This is a genomic window from Caballeronia sp. BCC1704, assembly GCF_902833455.1.
In the GTDB taxonomy this organism is placed as follows: Bacteria; Pseudomonadota; Gammaproteobacteria; order Burkholderiales; family Burkholderiaceae; genus Caballeronia.
Window position 1 is genome coordinate 1,123,101 of sequence record NZ_CADFFT010000001.1, and the last position, 22,851, is coordinate 1,145,951.

A 22,851-nucleotide genomic window follows, 5' to 3' on the forward strand; every position below is an offset into this window, starting at 1 on the left:
TCGCGGACTCGCAAACGAAAAAGCCAGGATCGGGCGATCCTGGCTTTTTGTTTGGGCGCGCTATCGTTTGCGCGCGCTATTTCTGCGAAGCGGCCGCCTCAGCAGCGGCCTCCGTCTCCGGGTCCGGCACTTCGGGCGAAGGCGCGGCTGGATGCGCGAGCGGCGTCATGTAACGCTCCGACAGCGCCTCGTAGAGCGGCGGGGCGAACACGCGCGACACGCGGCTCGAAATCAGCGCGGTGGCCATCAGCGAGATGACGAGCGCGTGCCCGTTGATCATCTCCATCACGATCACGAACGCGGTAATCGGCGATTGCGTGACGGCGGCGAGATAGCCGACCATCGCGAGCGCGATCAGCATGGGCAACTGCATGTCCGAGAACATCATGTGCAGGACGTTGCCGAAGCCCGCGCCGATGGACAGCGACGGCGCGAAAATTCCGCCTGGAATGCCGGGCAGATACGAGCCGATCATCGAAACCATCTTCAAGAGCGGATAGAACGCCGAAAGATGCTCGCGTCCTTCCAGCAGGCCACGCGCTTCCGCGTAGCCGCTGCCGAACGTATTGCCGCCCGACACGATGCCGACCGCCGCGATCACGAGCCCGCACAGCGCGGCGAACGCGACGGGCTGCGATGCATGAAGCTTGCGCAACGGCGCGGGAATCCACTTGCTCGTGTTGAGCAGCAGCCAGCAGAACACGCCGCCCGCGATGCCGGTGACGATCGCCGTGACGACGACGGCCACGGCCAGCACCTTCGGAAAATGCGCGCCGACGTCGATGGTGCCGAAGTAGGTGTAGTTGCCGTTGAGCCCGAGCGCAACAATACCCGCGATGATGATGCCGGTGATCAGCACGCCGCTCGCGCGCACTTCGAAGCTGCGCGTGAGTTCCTCGATGGCGAACACGATGCCCGCGAGCGGCGTGTTGAATGCCGCGGACAATCCGGCCGCCGCGCCGGCGAGCACGAGTTGGCGCTCGATCAGCGAATTCGAGCGTGGATAGAAGCGCCGCATGTTGAACATGAGCGCCGCGCCGACCTGCACCGTCGGCCCTTCGCGACCGATGGTGAAGCCGCCGAGAATCGCGAGGAACGAAACGGCGATCTTGCTAGCGAGAATCTTGAGCGTGAGCAGCCGCCCGCCCGCCGCCGACGTCGGGCTATGCAGCACGGCGATTACCTGCGGAATGCCGCTGCCTTCCGAGCCGCGAAAGAACGCGCGCGTGAGAAGCACGCAGAGCGCCGCCACGGCCGGCGTCACGATGAGCGGCAGCCACGTATGTTCCGCGCGAAAGCCCATGAAGAGGCCGTATCCCCAGTCGATGAGCCGCGCGTAATACACGGCGACGAGGCCGACGAGAATCGCGCCCAGCCAGAAGATGCCGTAGCGGCGCCAGAGGCTGCGCGTTCGGCGCGTGGTGAGGGTGGAGAGGGAACGAAGCGCGCGGATCATGCGAAGGCCGTCGGCAAAGCGCCGATTATAACGACGATCCGAAAAACGGAATTCGCGTCGCCGGGCTGACGACAGAAAGCGGGCGGGGAAAAAAGAACAGGCGCGAGGCTTTCGCCAGGCGCCCAGGAAACGCTCCTATCAATCAGGAGCGGAGAGGAGAAGAGAGCCGGGCGCGCCGCAATCAGCGACACAAACGGCATTACTTCTTCCGACCGCGCCTCTTTACGAGAGTTCAACCGAATCGCGACGGCTCGCGAAAAAACGTCAGGCCGTCAGCATTTCGAAAGCGACGACCGCCGCGATCGCGCTCAGGTTGGCGAGAAGCGCTTCGCACACCACGCCGCGCCACGTCGCGGGCCGAAACTTAATAGCGAGCAGCAACGCGACCGAGAGCGCGATGGCGATCATCGCGACGAGATGGGAGCTGGTCAGGTGAAGGGACATGATGGTCTCGATGCAACGTCTGTTGTTGTCCAGGATCAGTCGAACCGCGCACGGCGAAACCGGCGAAAAAGCCATCTCGCCGCCAGCTTGCCGACCGTCTGCCGGTGTTACCTTGAAAGTACGTACCTGAATACGTTGCCACGGGAATTTTGTTTCGACGCTAGGTACAAACCCCGTATGCGCGCGATCGCTTCCGACAGGCGCGCCCGACCGCAGTCCGAGGAGCATTCGACAGATGACTTCCCCGCCGGCACGTTCGCTCGAAGTCGATTTCTTTCGGGGAATCGTGGTTCTGATCATCGCGGTGGACCACATATCGGGAAGCGTGCTGTCGCGCTTCACGCTGCATCAATACGCCTTTTGCGATTCCGCAGAAGTCTTCGTGTTTCTGGGCGGTTACGCGTCGGCGGCGGCTTACACGGCGCTTGCGACGCGCCGGAGTGATTCGGCCGCTCGCCGTCGCTTTTTCAGGCGAAGCTGGGAAATCTATCGCGCGTATCTGCTGACGGCGGTGCTGATGCTCATCGGCGGCGCGCTCTTGATGCTGCTGCGGATCGATTCGCCGATGCTCCAGTACACCGAATGGCCGGCGTTTCTCGCGCGCCCGTTCGGCCTGCTCTTCGATGTCGCGCTGCTGCGGCAGCAGCCGTATCTATCGTCGGTGCTGCCGATGTATTCGCTTTTCGCGCTCGCGGTGCCGGTCGTCGTGCCGCTCGCCGCGCGCAGGCCCGTCATCGCGATGTTCGGCAGCCTGCTGCTTTGGCTCGCGGCGGCACCGCTCGCCAACGCGCTTCCGGCTTCGTATGCGCAGGCGTGGTCCTTCAATCCGTTTGCGTGGCAGCTGATGTTCGTGACGGGCGTGCTCGCGCGCGTGCAGCCGATCAGCGACGACTTCCACGCGGGCCGCGTCGCCCGCGCGCTGACTTGCCTGGCCGTTGCCTTCGCGCTGACTTTCGCGTTCGCGAAGCTCTTTCTCGAAACGCAGGCGCCGCCCGGATACATGAAGCAGAATCTCGCGACGCTGCGCATCGTTAGTTTCGGCGCAGTGGCGTGGATCATCGCGCGCGCGGTCTATGCGGGCTGGATCGGGGCGCTCGCTCGTCGATCTCCGGGCATCGTGACGGTCGGGCAGCAGGGACTCGTATGCTTTATCGCGGGCGCGGCCGTGTCGCTCGTGCTGGATTCGGCGTTGCGCGCGATGGGCGTCGAGAACCTCGGGCGGTATCCGTCGCACTGGCTGGCGGGGATGGTTGCGGATGCGATCGCCGTCGGCTTTCTGCTGTGGCTCGCGCGGTTTTGGGCCGAGCGCAAGGCGGCGCGTGCGTGTCGTGAGACGGCGCGGCGGCGTGCGCTCATCGAACGGCGGCCCGTGCCGGCGCATGCGGTGAATCGGCGCGATCGGTGAGGCGGAGCGGCCGCGCGCGTGTCAGCGCGGTGGCCGCGAGACGCCGATGAATCTCCGGTCGCGGCGCGTCGACTGTCGACCTTCCAGGAATCTGCAGGCGAGCCAAGAAGCGGCGAGCTTTTGTGCGCGGACATCTCGTTAGCTGACGGGATCGTTGAGCGGCGTGCGGGTTCATCGAGCGGGACAAGGAGCGCACTCAGGCGCACGCATACGAATGGCGCGGCTTGCGCTGCGCACGACGTTGATCGCCGCGATCGTCGGACGCGCCACGGCTTTCATCGAGCGGGACAAGGAGCGCACTCGGGCGCGCGCATACGAATGGCGCGGGGCTTGCGCTGCGCACGACGTTGACTGGCGCGATCGTCGGACGCGCCGCGGCTTTCATCGAGCGGCACAAGGAGCGCACTCGGGCGCGCGCATACGAATGGCGCGGGCTTGCGCTGCGCACGACGTTGATCGCCGCGATTGTCGGACGCGCCGCGGCTTTCATCGAGCGGCGCAAGGAGCGCACTCAGCCGCACGCAAACGAACGGCGCGGCTGGCGCTGCGCACGACGTCGATCGGCGCGATCGTCGGACGCGGCCACGGCATCACTCAGGCGCGATATCGGGAGTACCAGCACGCCGCCTGAGAAGAGAGGGCCCGTGTCGGGCGCTATGGCTGAAGCCGCCTCGCATTCGTTCGACCGCGATTCTGCGAGAACCGACACGCCGGCCTGGCAACGCGACGGCCTGCGGAAGCGATCGACAGACGATCGCCGACGAATAGCGTGATTTCGCGACCGCCCGCGTCGCCCGCAGAACGGCGACAGCCGACCCGCGCCGTCTAGCGCGACCGGCGCGCGACCGCCGCTGCCGCCCTCACTCCATCACGATGTCGCGCGTCTCCCGCATGGCTAGCACCGCGAGCAGGCTGACCGCCGCTGCCGCTGACACATACCCGCCGACCCACGTCAGCCCGCCGCGATTGGCGAGCAATTGCGCGATATACGGCGCGACCGACGCGCCCAGTATCCCGCCGAGGTTGTAGGCTACGCCCGCGCCGGTGTAGCGCACGTTCGTCGGGAAAAGCTCGGGAAGGAGCGCGCCCATCGGTGCGAACGTCGCGCCCATCAAGAACAGCTCGATCGTGAGAAAGAGCGCCACGTAAGCCGTGTTGCCGCTGCCGAGCAGCGGAGACATCGCGAAACCGGACAAAATCGCCGCGATGCAGCTCACGATGAGCACCGGCTTGCGGCCGAACCGATCGCTGGCGATGGCCGAAATCGGCGTGGCGATCGCCATGAACAGCACCGCGAAACAGAGCAGCCCGAGGAACTTCTCGCGCGAGAAGTGCAGCGTCGCGACGCCGTACGACAACGAGAACACCGTCGAGATGTAGAAGAGCGTGTAGCAGACGACCATCGCGAGCGCGCCCAGCAGCGTCGGCGCGAGATAGCGGCTGAACAGCGTCGCGATCGGCACTTTCACGCGCTCGTGACGCTCCAGTGCGGCGCGAAACGCGGGCGTCTCGGCAATCTTCAATCGCACGTAGAGGCCAAGCGCCACCAGCACCGCGCTGACGAGGAACGGCACGCGCCAGCCCCAGCTGCGAAACTGCTCGTCCGACAGCGAGAGCGCGAGGCCGAAGAAAAGACCGTTCGACGCCAGAAAGCCGACCGACGGCCCGAGTTGCGGGAACATCCCGAACAGGCCGCGCTTGCCTTGCGGCGCGTATTCGGTAGCGAGCAGCGCCGCGCCGCCCCATTCCCCGCCGAGTCCGATGCCCTGCCCGAAGCGCAGGATGCACAGCAGCACGGGCGCGAGGCTGCCAATCGACGCGTAGCCGGGAACAAAGCCGATGAGCGTCGTCGAGAGACCCATCACCAGCAAAGACGCGACGAGCGTCGATTTGCGGCCGACGCGATCGCCGAAATGCCCGAACAGGAACGAGCCGACCGGCCGCGCGAGAAACGCGATGCCGAAGGTCACGAACGCGGAGAGCGCCTGCGCGGCGGGCGATCCGTGCGGAAAGAACACCGGCCCGATGACGAGCGCGGCGGCGGTCGCGTAGACGTAGAAGTCGTAGAACTCGATCGCGGTGCCGATGAAACTCGCGAAGATCACGCGCGATGTGCTTTGGGCGCCGTCGCCGGGCTTGGCGGCGGAAAGCGAGGGTGATGACATGCTGTCTCCGTTTATTGCGTTGTAGTGTCTGTTGCTGCACGCTCGCATTCGCGGGACGTGTCCGATGGGCGCTGCGTCGTGCGTCTGGGGAATCGGGCGCGATGGCTCGGGCTCGCGCGAGGCGTGGTGCGCGAGACGGGGGCGAGCGGGCCATGCCTGGAGGCGCTTCGCACGGCGCGCGGGGTAAGCGCGTGGCGAAGGCCGGCCGGTGTGGAACCGGCAAGGGATGCCAAAAATTATAACGATCGTGTCCGGCGAGCGCCAATCCGCACCGACGCGCACCGACGCGCACCGACGCGCGCCGATCCGCGCTAGTCGATGCTCGTCGCTTGCGGCGAGTGCGACGTCTGCAACTGGAACTGTCCGTTGTCGTTGAACATCCATCCTTCGAACAATTCGACCTGACCTTTGCCGTTTAGCAGGCGGGCGGGCGGCGCGGGCAGCGGGGCGGAGCGGCGCAGCGAGGCGAGCGCGGTGGCTTCGGCTTCGTCGTCGCCGTTGGTCCGATACACGGACGATTGCACGAGCCGCCCGCTACGGTCCACCGTGAACGCGACGAGCACGAACGACCGCAGCATCGCCTGCGGCGTGCCGTGCAGCACGAGCGACGGATTGCGCTCGAAAATTCTCTCCGCGATGCGCGCCTTGTACTGATCGAGCGTCAGCCCCGGCGCTGCCGACGGGGCGGCCGCGCGCGCCTGAACGACGCTCGGCGGCGGCGTGAACGTGCAGGCGGTCGTCGCGAGGATCAGCGCGATGCCGAGCCAGGCAGCGGCGATCCGAACGGGCGAAGCGGACGTCGCGATCATGATTCGTGAGAACAAGTGGCGCGCATGGCGATGATCCAATACTAGCCGCTGCCGCAGCGGGCCGGTATTAGCGCTTTCCGGGTGCGGATCTTGCTCTCCTAGCCAGATACTTCGAACGTACAAGGAGGGAGCCATGACTGGTGAAACGAATCGTCCCGACGACGCGCAGCCTGCCGAACATAGCGATAACGAGAAGAGCAAGCTGCCGGAGCGCGACGATCAGGGGCGCAAGCAGGCGCCGCACGACAACCCGGGCCAGCAGCCCGGCGAGGGCGAACCGCCCGTGGGTTGAGCGCGGTTCCGCGCCGCCGGGCTAGTCGGAGTAGGGCTTGACGAGCTCGGCGCAACGCAGCGGCGACGTGGAACGCGTCGCTTCGCGCGTTTCGACGCAGCGGTACACGCTGTTCGTCCTCTGCAGAATGTATGTGTCTTCGGGCGACGCCGAGTCGCGCGAGGGCGCGCTCGTCACTGCGACGATGGTGTAGCCGTTTTGGACCAGATCGAAGAGCGTGGTGTCGGCGCGGCGCCATTGGGCGTTGGGCAATGCGTCCGCCTGGGCCGACGCTTCGCCGCAGCATGCGGCAAGCGCCAACAGAAGGGTGATGCTGCGAGTGCGGTGCATCGGCAAGTCTCCGCGCTGAATCGTGAGCGCGGTTAGATGCAGCAGCGGGCGGGGCGTTCAATCGGTGCTGCGAACAGACGGTGGCGGCGAAAAAAAGCCTCGCGCTCGGCGAGGCTCAAGCCAACCTACCATTGAAGGCTCCCGTCACGCGGATACGGGGGAACGCGTGAAGAAGCTTTGCGACGATACTTGGGGGCGAGTGGGGGCGCAATGCGGTTTGTCTGAATGTTGGGGTGGTTCTTCTTTGCAATGTGAACGGCCCGTCTGAGCGAGAGGCGAAGGAGTCCAAACTTGTGGTGCAGGGCATCCGAAGCGGCGCCAGTCCTCGTCATCCTCGCGCACATTCAATAAGCCCTTACTCTGAGAGAGGCGATCGGCTCAGTTGTCCCCTGCATGGCCCGTTTGAGCCCGCAAGGAATCCGCGATCGATAGGGCACCCCCAAGTTTGGCCGTGCAATTGGGAATCATCGTGTGGACGGCGTTGTGACGAAGAGGCAACCTTTGCGTTTTCTGAAGGAGGACGCGATGCGTCGGTTCGCTCTTTTGCTGCCGACTGTGACGCTTGCCTTGGCCGCCGCGAACGCGAATGCCGGCATACTGGGTTCCCTGGTTCGGGCTGACTTTGTTACTACGGTGACGGGACGGTCAGCTTATCGCTGCGTTTACGACGTCGTTGGGCAGCGGGCTGTCATCACGTCAGCGGACTATTGCGCTTCGACAGAGGAGTTCGATTGATTCAGCAGACGTCCGTCGATTGCGCTCCGTTCCAGTGGGAGTTGGCCGTCTCGCGTCCAGCCGCAGCCCATGCGCGGTCGAAGCTGCACCCGTGCGGCCAACTCTTTTACCGCCTTTCGTGCGACCCGCGCTGGCGTTGATCTCGCTGTTCCCGCTTTAGAGTGCCCGAATTCGCGCGTTGGCTTATACGGCCTCACCGTGTTCCCAGCCACTAACGCCTGACCCGCTTCTAACTAGCTGCGCGATGGATGCCTGCCCCAAATTCACCGAAGATCAACGCGGGCTCAATGATGGAAACGGTTGCCCGATTCATACCGCTACCGCCGACCGCATAGCGGCGAAGCGCGGATGCCCGCCGAAAGAGGAGCTCATGGAAACTCCCTTCGGGGCCGTTTTGGATGGGTAAATCTAGCCGCGAGAGCGCGGATATGAGGCGACATCGCCAGGGAGGGCGCGGCCCATCAACGAAAGGCGTTTTGGCCGGGGAGCCCTACCCGCCGTGCGCTTTAGAGATCATTAAGGCGGAAGGAGGAAAGCGCGGATCGAAGATTCTGGCGGAGGCGGTGAGATTCGAACTCACGGAAGGATCGCTCCTTCGCCGGTTTTCAAGACCGGTGCCTTAAACCGCTCGGCCACACCTCCAGCAAGGCGCGTATTGTAGCGCAACTCGCCCGCGTCGAGGACCTCAGCCTTCGAGTGTGCGCGTCGCCCTGAGCGCAGGAAAAAGCCTCATCCACAGAAGCGCGACGATGATCGTCCCCAATCCGCCGATCAGCACCGCCGGCACCGCGCCGAACAGTCCCGCCGTCATGCCCGATTCGAATTCGCCGAGCTGATTCGACGTGCCGATAAAAAGCGAGTTGATCGCGCCGACGCGACCGCGCATCTCGTCCGGCGTCTGCAACTGAACGAGCGACATGCGCACGACCACGCTGATCACATCGGATGCGCCGAGCGCCGCCAGCGCAATCAGCGAAAGATAAACGTTGCGCGAGAGCCCGAACACGATCGTCGCGATGCCAAACGCAATCACGCCGGCAAAGAGCGCCGTGCCCGCGCGCCGTCGCAGCGGAAAATGCGCGAGCCAGATCGACCCGCAGAGCGCGCCCACGGCCGGCGCCGCCCGCAGAATGCCGAGTCCCCACGGCCCCGTATGCAGGATGTCGCGCGCGAAGACCGGCAACAGCGCCGTCGCGCCGCCAAGCAGCACGGCGAACAGATCGAGCGAAAGCGCGCCGAGAATCACCGGCTTGCTGCGAATGAAGCCGATGCCCGAGAACAGCGCCTCGAAGGACAACGGCGCGCGCACGCGCACGGCGTTCTCGATCTTGATCGCGGCGACCGCGCACGCCGCAACGAGAAACGCCACGCAGACCGCGCCGTACACCGTCAGCGCGCCCAGGCCGTAGAGCAGGCCGCCCATTGCGGGGCCGAGGATCTGCGCGGTCTGGTTCGCGGACGTCGACCAGGCGCTCGCGTGCTGCAGCTGGTTTCGCGCGACGAGGTTCGGCAGGAGCGCCGCCATCGACGGCGATTCGAATGCGCGCGCCGCGCCCGTGATCGCGGCGATCGCGTAGATCGGGCCGGCGTGATTCCAGCCGCGCCATGCGTAAAGACACAGCATGAGCGCCGCGACGCTCTCGACCGTCTGACAGACATACGCAATCGTGCGGCGGTCATAGCGATCCGCGACGTGCCCGACGACGAGCGTCAGCACGAACATCGGCAGAAACTGCGCGAGGCCGACGAGACCGAGCGCGAACGCGCTGTGCGTGATCGAATAGACTTGCCAGCCGATCGCGACCGACATCATCTGAAACGCGACGGACGACATCACGCGCGCCGTCCAGAAAAGCGCGAACGGGCGATGCCGCATGATCGAGCCCGGCGCCATCGTCGGTGCGCTCATCGTGCCGAATCGTCCAGAAAGAGCTCTTGCAGATCGTTCAGGAAGCGTTGGCCGCGCTCGGTCGGCGCAATGCGCTCGAAATTCCGCGTGATGAGGCCGCGCTTCTCTGCGTCCACGAGCGCCGGCTCGATGGCCGAGAGCGCGAGTCCCGTGCGCTCGACGAACGCATGCACCGGAAAACCTTCGACCAGCCGCAGCGTGTTCAGCATGAACTCGAACGGCAGATCGCGCGGGCCGACTTCGCGCTCTTCCTGGATCGCGCTTTCCGTGGTCGACAGCGCGTGATCCATGTACGTCGCCGGATGCTTGAAGCGCGCCTGCCGCACGATCTTCGACGGAAACGACAGCTTCGTGTGCGCGCCTGCGCCGATGCCGAGGTAATCGCCGAAGCGCCAGTAGTTGAGATTGTGGCGGCTCTGCCGATGCGGCTTCGCATACGCCGACACTTCGTAGCGCTCGTAGCCGGCATCGCGCGTGCGCTCGTGAATCCATTCCTGCATGTCGGCGGCGGCATCGTCGTCGGGCAGAGCGGGCGGGTATTTGGCGAAGAGCGTGTTCGGCTCCATCGTCAGGTGATACAGCGACAAATGCGGCGGCGCGAACGCAATCGCAGTCTCGATATCGCGCCGGCATTCGTCGAGCGACTGCTGCGGCAGCGCGAACATCAAGTCGAGATTGAAGTTGTCGAAGTGCTTCGCCGCGATCTCGACAGCGCGCTGAGCCTGCGTCGCGTCATGGATACGGCCGAGCGCCTTCAGATGCGCCTCGTTGAAGCTCTGAATGCCGATCGACAGCCGATTCACGCCGCTCGCGCGGAACGACGCGAACTTTGCCGCTTCGAACGTGCCGGGATTCGCTTCGAGCGTGATTTCGGCGTCGGCGTCGATGGGCAAGAGCGCGCGCGCGTCCGAGAGCAGCCTGTCGAGGCCCTTGGCCGACAACAGCGACGGCGTGCCCCCGCCGATGAAAATGGTATGCACGTGCCGTCCCCAGACGAGCGGCAACGCGCGTTCGAGGTCGGCGCGCAATGCATCGAGATAACGTTCTTCGGGGAACGTATCGTCCTTCCACTCGTGCGAGTTGAAGTCGCAATACGGGCATTTGCGCACGCACCACGGAAAATGGACGTACAGCGAAAGCGGCGGCAGCGACGTCAGCCGGATGCTTCCGGGCGACGTGAACGCCTGCACGATGTTGATCGTCTTCGGTCCGCTGCTCACGCGAGTTCCTTTAGTCGTTGCAGCAGATCGCGCAATGCAAGCGCGCGATGACTCACCGCGTTCTTGCGCGCCGGATCGAGTTCGGCGGCGGTCGCGCCGAGCGCGGGCAGGAAGAAGTGCGGGTCATAGCCGAAGCCGTGCGCGCCGCGCGGCGTGTCGATCACTTCCCCGTGCCAACGGCCTTCCGCGATGAGCGGCTCGGGATCGTCGGCGTGACGCACGAGCACGAGCACGCAGAAGTAATACGCGCGACGATCCGCTTCGTTCGCCAGGTCGGCGACGAGTCGCGCGTTGTTCGCGGCATCGCTCTTTTCGCCGCCGTGCTTCATCGCGTAGCGCGCCGAGTGCACGCCGGGCGCGCCGCTCAGCGCGCGCACGCAGAGGCCGGAATCGTCGGCGAGGGCGGGCAGGCCGGTCAACGCCGACGCGTGACGCGCCTTCGCAAGCGCGTTTTCGACGAACGTCGGATGCGGCTCTTCGGCTTCCGGCACGCCGAGTTCGCCCTGCGCGATCAGTTCGATGCCCGCCGCGTTCAGCAGCGACGCGAACTCGCGCAGCTTGCCCGCGTTATTCGACGCGAGCACGACGCGGCCGACGCCATGTCCGATGCCATGCCCGATGCCATGTGGATCAGACACCTTCGATCTCCAGCGCGGCCTTTTGCTTCGCGATCAGCGCCTTGATGCCGCTGTCGGCGAGATCGAGCAGCGCGTTCATTTCGTCGCGCGAGAACGGCGCGCCTTCGGCCGTCCCCTGTACTTCGACGAAGCCGCCCGCGCCGGTCATCACGACGTTCATGTCGGTATCGCACTGCGAGTCTTCCTCGTAGTCGAGGTCGAGCACGGGCGAGCCGTCGAAGATGCCGACCGAAATGGCCGCGACGAAATCCTTCACCGGCGATTGCGCGATGCGTCCGCTCGCGAGCAGCTTCGTCACGGCATCGTGCGCGGCGACGAACGCGCCCGTGATGCTCGCGGTGCGCGTGCCGCCGTCGGCCTGAATCACGTCGCAGTCGAGATGCAGCGTGCGCGGGCCGAGCACGTTCAGATCGAACACGGAGCGCAGCGCCCGGCCGATCAGCCGTTGAATCTCCTGCGTGCGGCCGGTCTGCTTGCCGCGCGCGGCTTCGCGGTCGCTGCGCGTGTGCGTCGCGCGCGGCAGCATGCCGTATTCGGCGGTGAGCCAGCCTTGGTCGCGTCCGGTAAGAAACGCCGGCACGCGTTCGGCGATGCTCGCCGTGCAGATCACCTTCGTATCGCCGAACTCGACGAGCACCGAGCCTTCCGCGTGCTTCGTGTAGTGCCGCGTGATGCGCACGTCGCGCAACTGGCTCGCGCGGCGGCCGCTCGGGCGGGCAATGGAAGGCTTGAGCAGGGGAGAGTCGGTCATGATGAGCGAGGAAAGAAAGAGTCGGGCGCGATTCGAATGTCCGGTGCGCCAGGTGGTGCGATTTTATCGTCAATCACCGGGCGGCGTTGCCGGTCGCGGAATGCGCGGCGCGCGTTCGGGCGGACGGCGCGCGCGGTAAAAATGGGATAATGCGGGTTCATCGCCCGGCGGCCAAACGCGTGCCAATCCCAGCGCACCTTCATTCGCGCCGGGCGTTTCGTTGAACCGGCCTTCTGCAAGCGAAGGCGCACATCGCGAGACGTACCATGATCTACAGCATGACAGGCTATGCCAGCGCGACGCGCGAAGTCGTCGCGGACGGCGCGGGCGGCGCAGGCGTCGGCGTTTCGGTGGAATTGCGCACGGTGAATTCGCGCTTTCTCGACCTGAACTTCCGCATGCCCGAAGACGTGCGCGCCACCGAGCCGCAAATGCGCGAAATGCTGATGACGAAGCTCTCGCGCGGCAAGGTCGATATTCGCATCAACCTGAATCGCGTCGAGCAGACGGCCAATGCCGGCGCGCTCAATCGCGACGCGCTCACGCAACTCGCCACGCTGGAGCGAGCGGTGCTCGATATTTTCCCGGATGCCGAACGCATGCGCACCGGCGAGATCCTGCGCTGGCCGGGCGTGCTCGCGGAAAGCTCGGTCTCGCAGGACACGCTGCGCGAAGCGGTGCTCGCGTGCGCCAAGCAGGCGATCGCGGATCTCATCGAAGTCCGCGCGCGCGAAGGCGCGGCGCTCGCCAATGTGCTCATCAACAACGTGACGGAGATGGAAGCGATCGTCGCGCGCATCACGCCGCTCGTGCCCGAACTGATCGCGAAGCATCAGCAGAAGATCGTCGAGCGCCTGCAGGACGCGCTCGGCATCGCGACGTCGGACAACGCCACGACGACGAGCGTGCCGCGCGATGAAATCGCCGAGCGCATTCGTCAGGAAGTGACGATGTACGGCATTCGCATCGACATCGCGGAAGAGTTGCAGCGCCTGAGCGCGCATCTCACGGAAACGCGCCACGTGCTGCAAAAGGGCGGCAAGGTCGGCAAGCGGCTCGACTTCATGATGCAGGAGCTCAATCGCGAAGCGAACACGCTCGGCTCGAAGGCGGCCGCCAAGGAACTCGCGGATGCGTCGATGACGCTGAAGCTGCTCATCGAACAGATGCGCGAACAAGTACAGAATCTGGAGTAACGCTCGATCATGCCGAACACCACGCACCGCTCGCATAGCACGTACACGGGCATTTATCCCGGCAACCTGTTCATGGTCGTCGCGCCGTCGGGGGCGGGCAAGTCCACGCTCGTGAACGCGCTGCTCGCGCAGGACCCGGCCATTCGCCTGTCCGTCTCGTACACGACGCGCGACCCGCGCCCGGCCGAGACCAACGGCGTGCAGTATCACTTCGTGTCCGTCGATGAATTCATGGAGCGGCACGACAAGGGCGAGTTTCTGGAAAGCGCGGAAGTGCACGGCAACTACTACGCGACCTCGCGCCTGTGGATCGAGGACCAGATGAAAATGGGCCACGACGTGCTGCTCGAAATCGACTGGCAGGGCGCGCAGCAGGTCAAGAAACGCTTTCGCAATGCGGTCGAGATCTTTATTCTGCCGCCTTCGCTGGATGCGCTCGAAGACCGCCTGAAGAAGCGCGGCCAGGATGCGCCGAACGTGATCGTGCGGCGGCTGCTCGCGGCAGGCAGCGAGATGGCGCATGCGTCGGAAGCGGAGTATGTCGTCATCAACGAGAATTTCGATCGCGCGCTCAACGAACTGCGATGTCTCGTTGCCGCGACGCGCCTGCGCTTCACCTCGCAATACGCGCGTCACACGCAGCTTTTCGTCGAGCTCGGCATTCATCCCACGCACCCGCAATGACGCGAGCGGTGGCCGAGTCGTATCGGTCACATAAGGTAGAATAAAACCCACATCGAGAAGGATACAAACATGGCCCGCATCACTGTCGAAGACTGCCTGAAACAAATTCCGAACCGCTTCGAGCTCGCGCTCGCGGCAACGTATCGCGCGCGTCAGCTCGCGCAAGGCCACACCCCGAAGATCGAAAGCCGCGACAAGCCGACCGTCGTCGCGCTGCGCGAAATCGCAGCGGGGCAGGTGGGCGTCGAAATGCTGAAGAAAGTGCCCGTCTGACGGGCGGTTCTTTCGACCTCTTTTACCCGTTTCATCCGTTTCACTTTTTGCAAACCCGGCGCAACTGATGGATAAGCGGCGCGTCAGACGAACACGGAGGCGAACATGAGTCAGACACCGCTGCCCGTCTCCGCTTCAGTGGACCCGGACATCGAGATCGATCAGGATTCGCTTCTCGATGCCGACAAGCCGCACGCGGCGCGCAAGTACATCGACGCGGTGCTCGAACAGTCGTTTCGCCATCTGTTCGGGCCGACCGCCACGCCGGAGCAGCCGCGCAAGCACGATGTCGTTTCCATCGCGAATCTGACGAACGCGCTGGCAAGCTACATCTCCGCCGACGAGATCAAGGAAGTCAAGGCGGCTTTCCATTTCAGCGACGAAGCGCACCTCGGGCAATATCGCCAGAGCGGAGAGCCGTACATCACGCATCCGGTCGCGGTCGCGGAAATCTGCGCGGGCTGGAAGCTGGATGCGCAATCGATCATGGCCGCGCTCCTGCACGACGTGATCGAAGATCAGGGCGTGACCAAGACGGAAATCGCCGAGCGTTTCGGCGCGAAGGTCGCGGAACTGGTCGACGGCTTGTCCAAGCTGGACAAGATGGAGTTTCGCAACCGCGAGGAAGCGCAGGCGGAAAACTTCCGCAAGATGCTGCTCGCGATGGCGCGCGACGTGCGCGTCATTCTGGTGAAGCTCGCCGACCGGCTGCACAACATGCGCACGCTCGGCGCGGTGCCGCCGGAGAAGCGTCGGCGCGTCGCGCGCGAAACGCTCGATATCTACGCGCCGATCGCGCATCGGCTCGGCCTTAACAACACGTATCGCGAGTTGCAGGACTTGAGCTTCGCGAACTTCAATCCGAACCGCTACGCCACGCTCGAAAAAGCGGTGAAGGCGGCGCGCGGCAATCGGCGTGAAGTGGTCGGCAAGATTCTCGAAGCGGTGCAGCGCACGATCGCGGACGCGAAGATCAGCGCCGAAGTCACCGGCCGCGAAAAGACCATCTACAGCATCTACAAGAAGATGCGGGACAAGCAGTTGTCGTTCTCGCAAGTGCTGGATGTGTACGGCTTTCGCGTGGTCGTGGAAAGCGCGCTGGAATGCTATACGTGCATCGGCGCGCTGCATGCGCTCTACAAGCCCGTGCCGGGCAAGTTCAAGGATTACATCGCGATTCCGAAGGTCAACGGCTATCAGTCGTTGCACACCACGCTCGTCGGGCCGTTCGGCGCGCCGATCGAGTTCCAGATTCGCACGCGCAAGATGCACGAGATCGCCGAGGCAGGCGTCGCGGCGCATTGGCTCTACAAGAACGGCGGCGCGGATCTGAACGACGTGCAGAAGCGCGCGCATCAATGGCTCAAGTCGCTGCTCGACATCCAGAGCGAAGCGGGCGATTCGAGTGAGTTCCTCGAACACGTCAAGATCGACCTGTTCCCGGACGCGGTCTATGTGTTCACGCCGAAGTCGAAGATCATGCCGCTGCCGCGCGGCGCGACGGCGCTCGACTTCGCGTATTCGATTCACAGCGACCTCGGCAATCAATGCGTCGCGGTGAAGATCAACAACGAACTGCTGCCGCTGCGCACGGAGTTGAAGAGCGGCGATATCGTCGAAGTGATCACCGCGCCGTACTCGAAGCCGAATCCCGCGTGGCTCGGCTTCGTGCGCACCGGCAAGGCGCGCTCGGCCATCCGTCATTATCTGAAGACGATGCGCCTGAACGAATCCGTGCAGCTCGGCGAGCGGCTCGTCGATCAAAGTCTAAAAGGCTACGGTCTCGCGCTGTCGGACGTCACGCCGGAGGTCTGGGAAAAGCTCGTGCTGTGGACCGGCAACAAGACGCGCCAGGAAATATTCGCGGATATCGGTCTCGGCCGGCGCGTGGCGGCCGTGATGGCCAAGCGCATCGAAGTGTTGATGAACGGCATCGCGGACGACGAGGATCATCCGCATCGCGAGCACCACAACACCAATACCGCGCCGCCCGTGGTCATCACGGGAACGGAAGGCATGTCGGTGCAACTGTCGCCGTGCTGCCGCCCGATTCCCGGCGACGACATCATGGGCTATATCGGCATCGGGCTCGGCATGGCGATCCACACGACCGAATGCCGCGTCGCGCAGCGCATCCATCGGCGCGATCCGGGGCGCTGGATCGATGTGGCGTGGGCGCCGCAGCCGGGGCGTCTCTTCGACGTCGCCGTGAAGGTGCTCGTGAAGAACACGAAGGGCGTGTTCGCGCGCGTGGCGGCGGATATCACGTCGGCGGACGCGAACATCGTTCACATCGCGATGGACGAGGACGTCTCGCAGGAAGCGAAGCTGCTGCGCTTCGTCATTCAGGTGAGCGATCGCGTGCATCTCGCGAATGTGATGCGTCGCGTGCGCACGAATCTGGACGTGATGCGCATTGCGCGCGAGCGTCCGAGCGACGAGCCGCATCATCGCAATCAGGACGGCGGCATGCGCATCGACCGGGAACGCGCCGACTACTGATCCGGCGCGGGAACGCGGCGTGCATGCGGTCGTCAGTCGACCGAAAGCATGGAGAGCGCCGAAATGAATACATCCGACCTCGAAGGCCCCACGCTCGATTACTGGGTGGCGCGCGGCCTTCACGACTTCATCAGGGAAATCCACTTCACCGACAGCGGCACGACGCTCTCGATCCGCGGTAACGACCGCGGCAAGGCGTGGGACGGGCGGTTTCTGCCGTCGACGTCGTGGGAGGCCGCCTCTGTCGTGCTGGAGCGCGCCTGCCGGCTCGAAATGAGCGACGTGGGGCGCGGGGAAGTGGAATGCACGGCGACGTTCGGCAAGGACGGCGAGCCGGTGCACGCGCGGGGGCCGTCGCTGCGCGTGGCGCTCTTGCGCGCGTTCGTGCGGCATTCGTTCGGCGATACGGTCGAGGATGTCTACCTGCGGCATCCGCAGACCTTGCTCGGCACGCGCGCGGAAGCGATCAGCGAGCCGACGGCGTTCATCTCGGCGGAGGACGTGCCGGCGCCCAACGCGCGCATCGGCGATATCAAGTCGCCGCCACGGCCCTGACGGTCAGCGTCGCAAAACGCGCGGCCAAAACAAAAAGGGCCTTCCGGATGGAAGGCCCTTCAAAAGTGGCGCGGCTGGCAGGATTCGAACCCACGACCCCTTGGTTCGTAGCCAAGTACTCTATCCAACTGAGCTACAGCCGCACGCAAAACGGTACTACTACTCGTGACTTCAACGCGCTTTTGGTTAAGCGCTTGGTGCGCCGCTTGAAAGCGAAACACCGGAATAAGTGGCGCGGCTGGCAGGATTCGAACCCACGACCCCTTGGTTCGTAGCCAAGTACTCTATCCAACTGAGCTACAGCCGCACGCAGAAGCGGAATTATAGCCAAGCCTGTTTGAAAAGGGAAGAGGCGTTGACCGAAAAGTGGCTGAGACCGGCGAGCGTCGTGGTAAGTTGACGATTACACGCCTCTACACACTCAGCGCGCAATGCGCGGAATTCCGGAATCGGTTTGCACCATGAACAAGGCATTTGTAAAAGAATCGGACGAGAGTGACGACGATCTCGAACTGGCCCAGCCGGATGTGCCGGCCGGCGCGAAGAACTACATCACGCCTGCAGGCCATCAGCGGCTGCGCGACGAGTTGCTGCAACTGCTCGACAACGAGCGCCCCGAAGTGGTCAAGCTCGTGTCGTGGGCGGCGTCGAACGGCGATCGCTCGGAGAATGGCGATTACATCTACGGCAAGCGGCGCCTGCGAGAGATCGACCGACGCATCCGCTTTCTGACGAAGCGGCTCGATCTCGCGGAGGTCGTGGATGCGCGCAAGCAGGAGAACGTCGATCAGGTCTTCTTCGGCGCGACGGTGGACTATGCGGGCGACGACGGCATCGTGCATACGGTGACGATCGTCGGCGTCGACGAGGTCGATCTGGACCGCGGGCACGTGAGCTGGATCTCGCCGGTCGCGCGGGCGCTTTTGAAGGCGCGTATCGGCGATACGGTGCCGCTGCACACGCCGGCGGGCGTGCAGCAGATCGATATTCTCGACGTGCGGTATCCGCGCTAGTTCGCGCGTCGCGTCGGCGTACAGACGAAAAAAAGCCGCTCCGAAGAGCGGCTTTTTGCCAAGCAGAACTGCAGTCGAGGCTTAGAAGCGGTGACGAACGCCAACCGTTGCCGAGACTTGGTTTTCCGTCGACGACACGCCAACGCCGTTGATCGTCGCGCCCAGGTTCGTGCCGTCCGTGCCGGACACGTGCTGGTATTCGCCCTGCAGGTACACGTCCGTACGCTTCGACAGCGCGTATGCCGTCTGCAGATCGACCTGGTGCCACTTCGGCGCCACGCCGTCGATACGGCTGTTCGTGTAAGTGTAGTTCGCTGCGAGCGACAGAGCCGGCGTCAGGTTGTAACGGCCGTTGACTTCGTAGTTCGTGAAGCGGACGTGACCGTTGGTCAGGTTCAGCGGCGCGGCGCCTTGCGTGCCGACCGAGCTGATCTGCGTCGCGTTGTCGAGCATCGTCTGCGTGAAGACGAAGCCGACCGTCGCCGGGCCGAACGCGTAGTTGATGCCGCCGCCGAAGATGCGCTGACGGCCTGCAACGAACGGAGCGTCGTTGCTCACTGCGCCGCCGGCTTGCAGCGGGTTGTTACCGTTGTTCAGTTGCAGGTAAGCGCCCGCGATGTTCAACGGACCATAGTTATACGACACGCCCGCGCTGTATTCGCGGTTGTTCGAGAAGCCGCCAGCGGCGTTCGAGAAGCCGTACTGCGCGCCGAACTTCAGGCCAGCGTAGTTCGCGCTCGTGTACTTGACCGAGTTGTTGACGCGGAACGTGTTGGTCAGGTTGTCGTTATCGAACGGGTGGGCGAACTGCGTGCCGCCGTATTGCGTGCCCGTCAGAGCCAGAGGCCCGAGGAAGTCGACCACGGAGTCATATTGACGGCCGAGAGTCACGGCGCCGAACTGGTTGCTCGACAGACCGACGTATGCCTGACGGCCGAACTCACGGCTGTTCTGACCGGCTTGGCCGTTCATGATGTTGAAGCCGTTCTCCAACGTGAAGATCGCCTTCAGGCCGCCGCCCAGGTCTTCCGAACCGCGCAGGCCCCAACGGCTGCCGTTGACCGAGCCGCTCGTCGCCTTCCAGTTGCTGTGGCCGTTCTGATTGTTCGTGTAGGTGATGCCCGCATCGATCAGGCCGTAGAGCGTGACGCTGCTTTGCGCGTGAGCGGCGGTAGCGAAGACGCCCGTGAGGGCTGCCACCATGAGAGTCTTTTTCATCTTTGTAACTCCGAGAGCAGATTGGGCCTAAGGAACCCAGGCTTTGAGGAAACCTCCCTGCGACCGGCTGCGAGAGGCGCGGTCGGAGGAGCAACGTGCCGCAGACGGCGACACATTTGTTTCCGGACCAGACGAAGTGTAAAGACGGCGTTACAGACGGAGCGTTCCACTTCGCGCAATAAATCATTCTCCGATTAGCAATGATCGGAAGAGGCGTTTTTCTTCTTTTATTTCAGTGATTTATCGTCGAATAAAGTGTCCCGCGATTAAGTGTCAACCAATTCGCGTTGCAGATGTGCGACACGGTTTGCGTGCTTAGGCAATCGGACAAGTCCAGAAAAGGGATTGTTGAGGAATCGGCAACAGAAGTTTGCTGCGCTTGAGGGTAATGATTGCGATGGCCGTGGCTATACTGTCATTTCTGCTTTTCGAAGCAGACTTTTTCGTTGACGGAAAAGATCTCCAAACTTTGTCAGCGCGGCCTATCGGTCGCGCTTTTTTTTGCCGGTTTCTCTGCGTGGTGCGCCATCAAAGCGGCTGCAAGCCGACGGCTCGGTCCGAGTCCGGCACCAGGTCGTCGTCCAACGGCGTCGCCCAGTCCTCCATCACGTAGCGGCGGGCGTCCATCGGCGATGCAAGCAGGTTCTGCCAGTGGTCGCCATGCCATCCGGGTTCGAACGCGAATGGCGATATCGACGGCGCATCCGGCGAAATAGACGGACCGACAAGTGATGTCAGCCATTGCGCGAATCGCGTTAAGTGCTTCATCGTCGATCCTCCCGTTCATTGCATGGCATTCTGATTTCGATGATCCTCTCGCGGAGAGAATCGGGCAAGGCGAGTTAACACTTATTCTTTCGAAGCGGAATTCAGAACTTGTGAGACTTAATCGGTCAGGAGTCGACTGGATCGATTAACACGATTAGAGCCGTTGTGTATCATCGCTCCGGATAATTAAGCGAGTCAAAGCAACGACAGATCGGATATTCGCGCTCACGGTTAATGCGAAGTTAATCGGGCTGGCGATTTTAGCGCTCGTCCTTGCGGGGTCACGGCGCACGGGCAACGGCCCAGTGGGCCTGCAGCGTACGGCGGCTCCGGCCGCGCAAGGCCGCGGCGCCCCTACCACGCCGAATTTCCGGACAGTATTCGAGTGTGAATCTAGCGACTCGGGGTTTATACGAAATTGCAAACCACGAAATCCTAGGTATTCCGCAACTGGTCAACGCAGGCCCTCGCCGCTGCGACTCCATAATATCCGGGTAAATCCGTGAAACTACTTACGCTGATACCCTCAAGATATTCGGTGAAATGCCTACGACGCCCGCTCGACCGACGCCTCCGAGATACCAGTGCGTTAGAATGGGCAATTCAGAAAACCCCGTTGCACGGCCAAACAGCCGCCGCATTGCCTCCGATCACGATGCACCCTCAATTCCCTCCCGCGCTCGCACTGCCTTCCACTCCTCTCGTTTTCGTCGATCTCGAAACCACAGGCGGCACGTTCGGCGTCGATCGCATCACTGAAATCGGAATCGTCGAGGCCGGGCCGCAAGGGGTGTCGCAGTGGACGTCGCTCGTGAATCCGGAGCGCCCGATTCCCGCATTCGTTCAGCAGCTGACCGGCATCGACGACGCGATGGTGCGAGCCGCGCCCACCTTCGCCGAACTCGCGGCCGGCTTGCTCGACCGGATGGACGGGCGGCTCTTCGTCGCGCACAACGCGCACTTCGACCACAGTTTTCTGAAGAGCGAGTTCAGGCGCATCGGCATGCGCTTCGTGCCGGACGTGCTGTGCACGGTCCAACTGTCGCGGGCGGTGTATCCGGCCGAAACACGGCACGGTCTGGATGCGCTCGTCGAACGTCACGCGCTCGTGCCCGCCGCCCGGCATCGCGCGCTCGCCGATGCGGATCTGCTGTGGCAGTTCTGGCAGCATCTGCATCGGGCGCACGCGCCCGAGACACTGGCGGAGCACGTGGGCCGGGTGACGCGCCGCTTCCGGCTCGCGGCGCAGATCGACGAAGACACTATCGAGCGCATTCCGGCCGGCTGCGGCGCGTACGTGTTCTTCGGCGACGACGACGCGCCGCTCTATGTCGGCCGCAGCGTGCGCTTGCGTCAGCGCGTGCGTTCGCATCTGACGGGACCGCGCCGGTCAGCGAAGGACCTGCGCCTGGCCGCCCTCGTGCGGCGCGTCGAATGGAAGGCGACGGGCGGCGAAATCGGCGCGATGCTTGCCGAAGCGAAGATGATCGCGACGCTGCAACCATCGCTCAACCGCGCGCCGAATTCCCGTGCCGGTGACGCGCGCGGCATGCCGTGGCCGCACGCAGGCGGCATCGCGATCGAGGAACGCGACGCGGCGAGCGGGCAACGAGCATGGCATGTGATCGACAACTGGCAGTACTTCGGCGCCGCCGGGACGCTCGATCAAGCGCGCGAGTTGCGGGGGAAGGGCGAACCTGCGCGTTTCGACTTGGCCATCTACCGTATTCTCGGCGAACGTCTGGCTCGCGGTCTCGCGTTCGTGCCGTTGCGGCAAGATGTGGCGACGAGCTTGACTTTCGAACGTCAGCCGACCGCGCCGACGCCCCCGGCCGCGCACACGTGCGACAACGCGCGCCCGAGCGGCGCGTTCATCGACGAGTCATAACGCGTTACGTGCTTCCAGCGCGCGAGGCTGTCGGCAAGGCGCAGCGGACAGTCATCGGCGTGGCGCATCGGCTCGATACGCGAGAGCGCGGTCAGTAGCGCGCTCGTCAGCCGATCCAGCTTCGGGCGCGTCTCGGTGGCGAGATCGGGCGGCGAACCTTCGGGCGCGGCCTTGAGCGCCCGCCAGTTCGCGAACAGCGCGTTCTGCACGTCCTTGCTCGCGTCGATCTGATCGCGAAAGAACTGCTGCGCGAATTCTGGATCGATGTCCGCGGCGCGCGCGCTTTCGTCCACATGCCGGAGCAGTGCAGCTTCGCGCGGCGCGTCGGTGATCGGCTCGTGGCGCGCCCACTTGTAGCGGGCGACCGGTTCTGCGAGTGCTAAGCGTTGCGAGACCAGTGCGATGAGATTGGTGAACGCGGTGTCGTCGCCGTCCGCTTGCGCGGGCGCGGCGGCCGCGAACAGCAGCGTGCAGGCGATGGTCAGGCGAGAAAGAGGAGAGAGGGCCGATCGGCGCATCGTCTGGGCGGCTCGCAAAAGCGCCAGCATAGCGCAGGCGCGGAGTCGTGCGGGCGGGAGATCGGACGAGCGAAGCCAGGCG

General features: G+C 64.1%; 22 protein-coding genes and 3 tRNA genes. 10 read left to right on the forward strand and 15 right to left on the reverse strand.

Annotation, left to right across the window (positions count from 1 at the left end; translation table 11 throughout):
- Window positions 1-76: 76 nt before the first annotated feature.
- Window positions 77-1,456 (reverse strand): chloride channel protein, encoded by a 1,380-nt coding sequence (locus HWX53_RS05210; protein WP_175939743.1) that lies wholly within the window; start codon window positions 1,454-1,456, stop codon window positions 77-79.
- 264 nt (window positions 1,457-1,720) lie between these two features.
- A complete protein-coding gene (locus tag HWX53_RS05215) occupies window positions 1,721-1,900 on the reverse strand; it encodes a hypothetical protein (protein WP_175939744.1) in 180 nt (59 codons plus the stop codon).
- A 235-nt stretch (window positions 1,901-2,135) separates the two neighbouring features.
- Here HWX53_RS05215 and opgC point away from each other — a divergent pair, with 235 nt between their 5' ends.
- Entirely contained in the window at window positions 2,136-3,305 is a 1,170-nt protein-coding gene (gene opgC, locus HWX53_RS05220) for an OpgC domain-containing protein (RefSeq protein ID WP_175939745.1), read from the forward strand.
- A 214-nt stretch (window positions 3,306-3,519) separates the two neighbouring features.
- On the forward strand, window positions 3,520-3,936 hold the full coding sequence (locus tag HWX53_RS05225) for a hypothetical protein (protein ID WP_175939746.1): 417 nt from the start codon (window positions 3,520-3,522) through the stop codon (window positions 3,934-3,936).
- A gap of 229 nt (window positions 3,937-4,165) precedes the next feature.
- On the opposite strand, the gene HWX53_RS05230 is transcribed toward HWX53_RS05225, so the two are convergent.
- Window positions 4,166-5,470: an MFS transporter gene (locus HWX53_RS05230; protein WP_175939747.1), complete on the reverse strand. Its 1,305-nt coding sequence runs from the start codon at window positions 5,468-5,470 to the stop codon at window positions 4,166-4,168.
- Window positions 5,471-5,781: 311 nt separating this feature from the next.
- A complete protein-coding gene (locus HWX53_RS05235; RefSeq protein ID WP_175939748.1) occupies window positions 5,782-6,279 on the reverse strand; it encodes a TonB family protein in 498 nt (165 codons plus the stop codon).
- A 133-nt stretch (window positions 6,280-6,412) separates the two neighbouring features.
- Between HWX53_RS05235 and HWX53_RS05240 the strand changes: the two genes are divergently transcribed.
- Complete coding sequence (locus tag HWX53_RS05240) at window positions 6,413-6,571, forward strand: hypothetical protein (RefSeq protein WP_175939749.1); 159 nt, start codon at window positions 6,413-6,415, stop codon at window positions 6,569-6,571.
- A gap of 21 nt (window positions 6,572-6,592) precedes the next feature.
- On the opposite strand, the gene HWX53_RS05245 is transcribed toward HWX53_RS05240, so the two are convergent.
- The 6 genes from HWX53_RS05245 to rph all read right to left on the reverse strand — a co-directional run bounded on the left by HWX53_RS05245 (window position 6,593) and on the right by rph (window position 12,154).
- Window positions 6,593-6,901, reverse strand: coding sequence for a hypothetical protein (locus tag HWX53_RS05245; protein ID WP_244140002.1), 309 nt, complete (start codon window positions 6,899-6,901; stop codon window positions 6,593-6,595).
- A gap of 1,287 nt (window positions 6,902-8,188) precedes the next feature.
- Window positions 8,189-8,278 (reverse strand) — tRNA-Ser (locus HWX53_RS05250).
- Between the two features lie 43 nt (window positions 8,279-8,321).
- Window positions 8,322-9,545, reverse strand: coding sequence for an MFS transporter (locus tag HWX53_RS05255; RefSeq protein ID WP_175939750.1), 1,224 nt, complete (start codon window positions 9,543-9,545; stop codon window positions 8,322-8,324).
- The gene (hemW, locus tag HWX53_RS05260; protein ID WP_175939751.1) at window positions 9,542-10,765 is read right to left on the reverse strand and encodes a radical SAM family heme chaperone HemW; all 1,224 of its coding nucleotides are present in this window, start codon (window positions 10,763-10,765) and stop codon (window positions 9,542-9,544) included. Before hemW ends, HWX53_RS05255 begins: the two co-directional genes overlap by 4 nt.
- Entirely contained in the window at window positions 10,762-11,403 is a 642-nt protein-coding gene (gene rdgB, locus HWX53_RS05265; protein ID WP_175939752.1) for an RdgB/HAM1 family non-canonical purine NTP pyrophosphatase, read from the reverse strand. Before rdgB ends, hemW begins: the two co-directional genes overlap by 4 nt.
- Window positions 11,396-12,154, reverse strand: a complete 759-nt coding sequence (gene rph, locus HWX53_RS05270; RefSeq protein ID WP_175939753.1) for a ribonuclease PH — start codon at window positions 12,152-12,154, stop codon at window positions 11,396-11,398. The genes rdgB and rph overlap by 8 nt, the downstream gene beginning before the upstream one ends.
- Before the next feature lie 266 nt (window positions 12,155-12,420).
- Between rph and HWX53_RS05275 the strand changes: the two genes are divergently transcribed.
- The 5 genes from HWX53_RS05275 to HWX53_RS05295 all read left to right on the forward strand — a co-directional run bounded on the left by HWX53_RS05275 (window position 12,421) and on the right by HWX53_RS05295 (window position 17,364).
- On the forward strand, window positions 12,421-13,350 hold the full coding sequence (locus tag HWX53_RS05275) for a YicC/YloC family endoribonuclease (protein WP_175939754.1): 930 nt from the start codon (window positions 12,421-12,423) through the stop codon (window positions 13,348-13,350).
- A 9-nt stretch (window positions 13,351-13,359) separates the two neighbouring features.
- Window positions 13,360-14,034 carry a guanylate kinase gene (gene gmk, locus HWX53_RS05280; RefSeq protein ID WP_175939755.1) on the forward strand — a complete coding sequence of 225 codons (675 nt, stop codon included), beginning with the start codon at window positions 13,360-13,362 and terminating at the stop codon, window positions 14,032-14,034.
- 69 nt (window positions 14,035-14,103) lie between these two features.
- Window positions 14,104-14,307, forward strand: coding sequence for a DNA-directed RNA polymerase subunit omega (gene rpoZ, locus HWX53_RS05285; RefSeq protein WP_006025620.1), 204 nt, complete (start codon window positions 14,104-14,106; stop codon window positions 14,305-14,307).
- A gap of 105 nt (window positions 14,308-14,412) precedes the next feature.
- Entirely contained in the window at window positions 14,413-16,809 is a 2,397-nt protein-coding gene (locus tag HWX53_RS05290) for a bifunctional (p)ppGpp synthetase/guanosine-3',5'-bis(diphosphate) 3'-pyrophosphohydrolase (RefSeq protein WP_175939756.1), read from the forward strand.
- A 63-nt stretch (window positions 16,810-16,872) separates the two neighbouring features.
- The gene (locus HWX53_RS05295; RefSeq protein WP_175939757.1) at window positions 16,873-17,364 is read left to right on the forward strand and encodes a phage protein NinX family protein; all 492 of its coding nucleotides are present in this window, start codon (window positions 16,873-16,875) and stop codon (window positions 17,362-17,364) included.
- A gap of 66 nt (window positions 17,365-17,430) precedes the next feature.
- Here the strand turns inward: HWX53_RS05295 and HWX53_RS05300 are convergent.
- Window positions 17,431-17,507: transfer RNA gene (locus tag HWX53_RS05300), tRNA-Arg, on the reverse strand.
- An 87-nt stretch (window positions 17,508-17,594) separates the two neighbouring features.
- Window positions 17,595-17,671: transfer RNA gene (locus HWX53_RS05305), tRNA-Arg, on the reverse strand.
- A 154-nt stretch (window positions 17,672-17,825) separates the two neighbouring features.
- Between HWX53_RS05305 and greB the strand changes: the two genes are divergently transcribed.
- Window positions 17,826-18,377 carry a transcription elongation factor GreB gene (gene greB, locus HWX53_RS05310; RefSeq protein WP_175939758.1) on the forward strand — a complete coding sequence of 184 codons (552 nt, stop codon included), beginning with the start codon at window positions 17,826-17,828 and terminating at the stop codon, window positions 18,375-18,377.
- Window positions 18,378-18,458: 81 nt separating this feature from the next.
- Here the strand turns inward: greB and HWX53_RS05315 are convergent, their stop codons facing one another.
- Together HWX53_RS05315 and HWX53_RS05320 are read right to left on the reverse strand one after the other, a co-directional pair.
- A complete protein-coding gene (locus HWX53_RS05315) occupies window positions 18,459-19,595 on the reverse strand; it encodes a porin (protein WP_175939759.1) in 1,137 nt (378 codons plus the stop codon).
- 528 nt (window positions 19,596-20,123) lie between these two features.
- Window positions 20,124-20,363 carry a hypothetical protein gene (locus HWX53_RS05320; protein ID WP_175938248.1) on the reverse strand — a complete coding sequence of 80 codons (240 nt, stop codon included), beginning with the start codon at window positions 20,361-20,363 and terminating at the stop codon, window positions 20,124-20,126.
- Between the two features lie 655 nt (window positions 20,364-21,018).
- Between HWX53_RS05320 and HWX53_RS05325 the strand changes: the two genes are divergently transcribed.
- Window positions 21,019-22,251 carry an exonuclease domain-containing protein gene (locus HWX53_RS05325; protein WP_175939760.1) on the forward strand — a complete coding sequence of 411 codons (1,233 nt, stop codon included), beginning with the start codon at window positions 21,019-21,021 and terminating at the stop codon, window positions 22,249-22,251.
- Here the strand turns inward: HWX53_RS05325 and HWX53_RS05330 are convergent.
- Window positions 22,170-22,769, reverse strand: a complete 600-nt coding sequence (locus HWX53_RS05330; RefSeq protein ID WP_175939761.1) for a chorismate mutase — start codon at window positions 22,767-22,769, stop codon at window positions 22,170-22,172. The two genes, HWX53_RS05325 and HWX53_RS05330, sit on opposite strands and share 82 nt — an antisense overlap.
- Window positions 22,770-22,851: the final 82 nt, after the last annotated feature.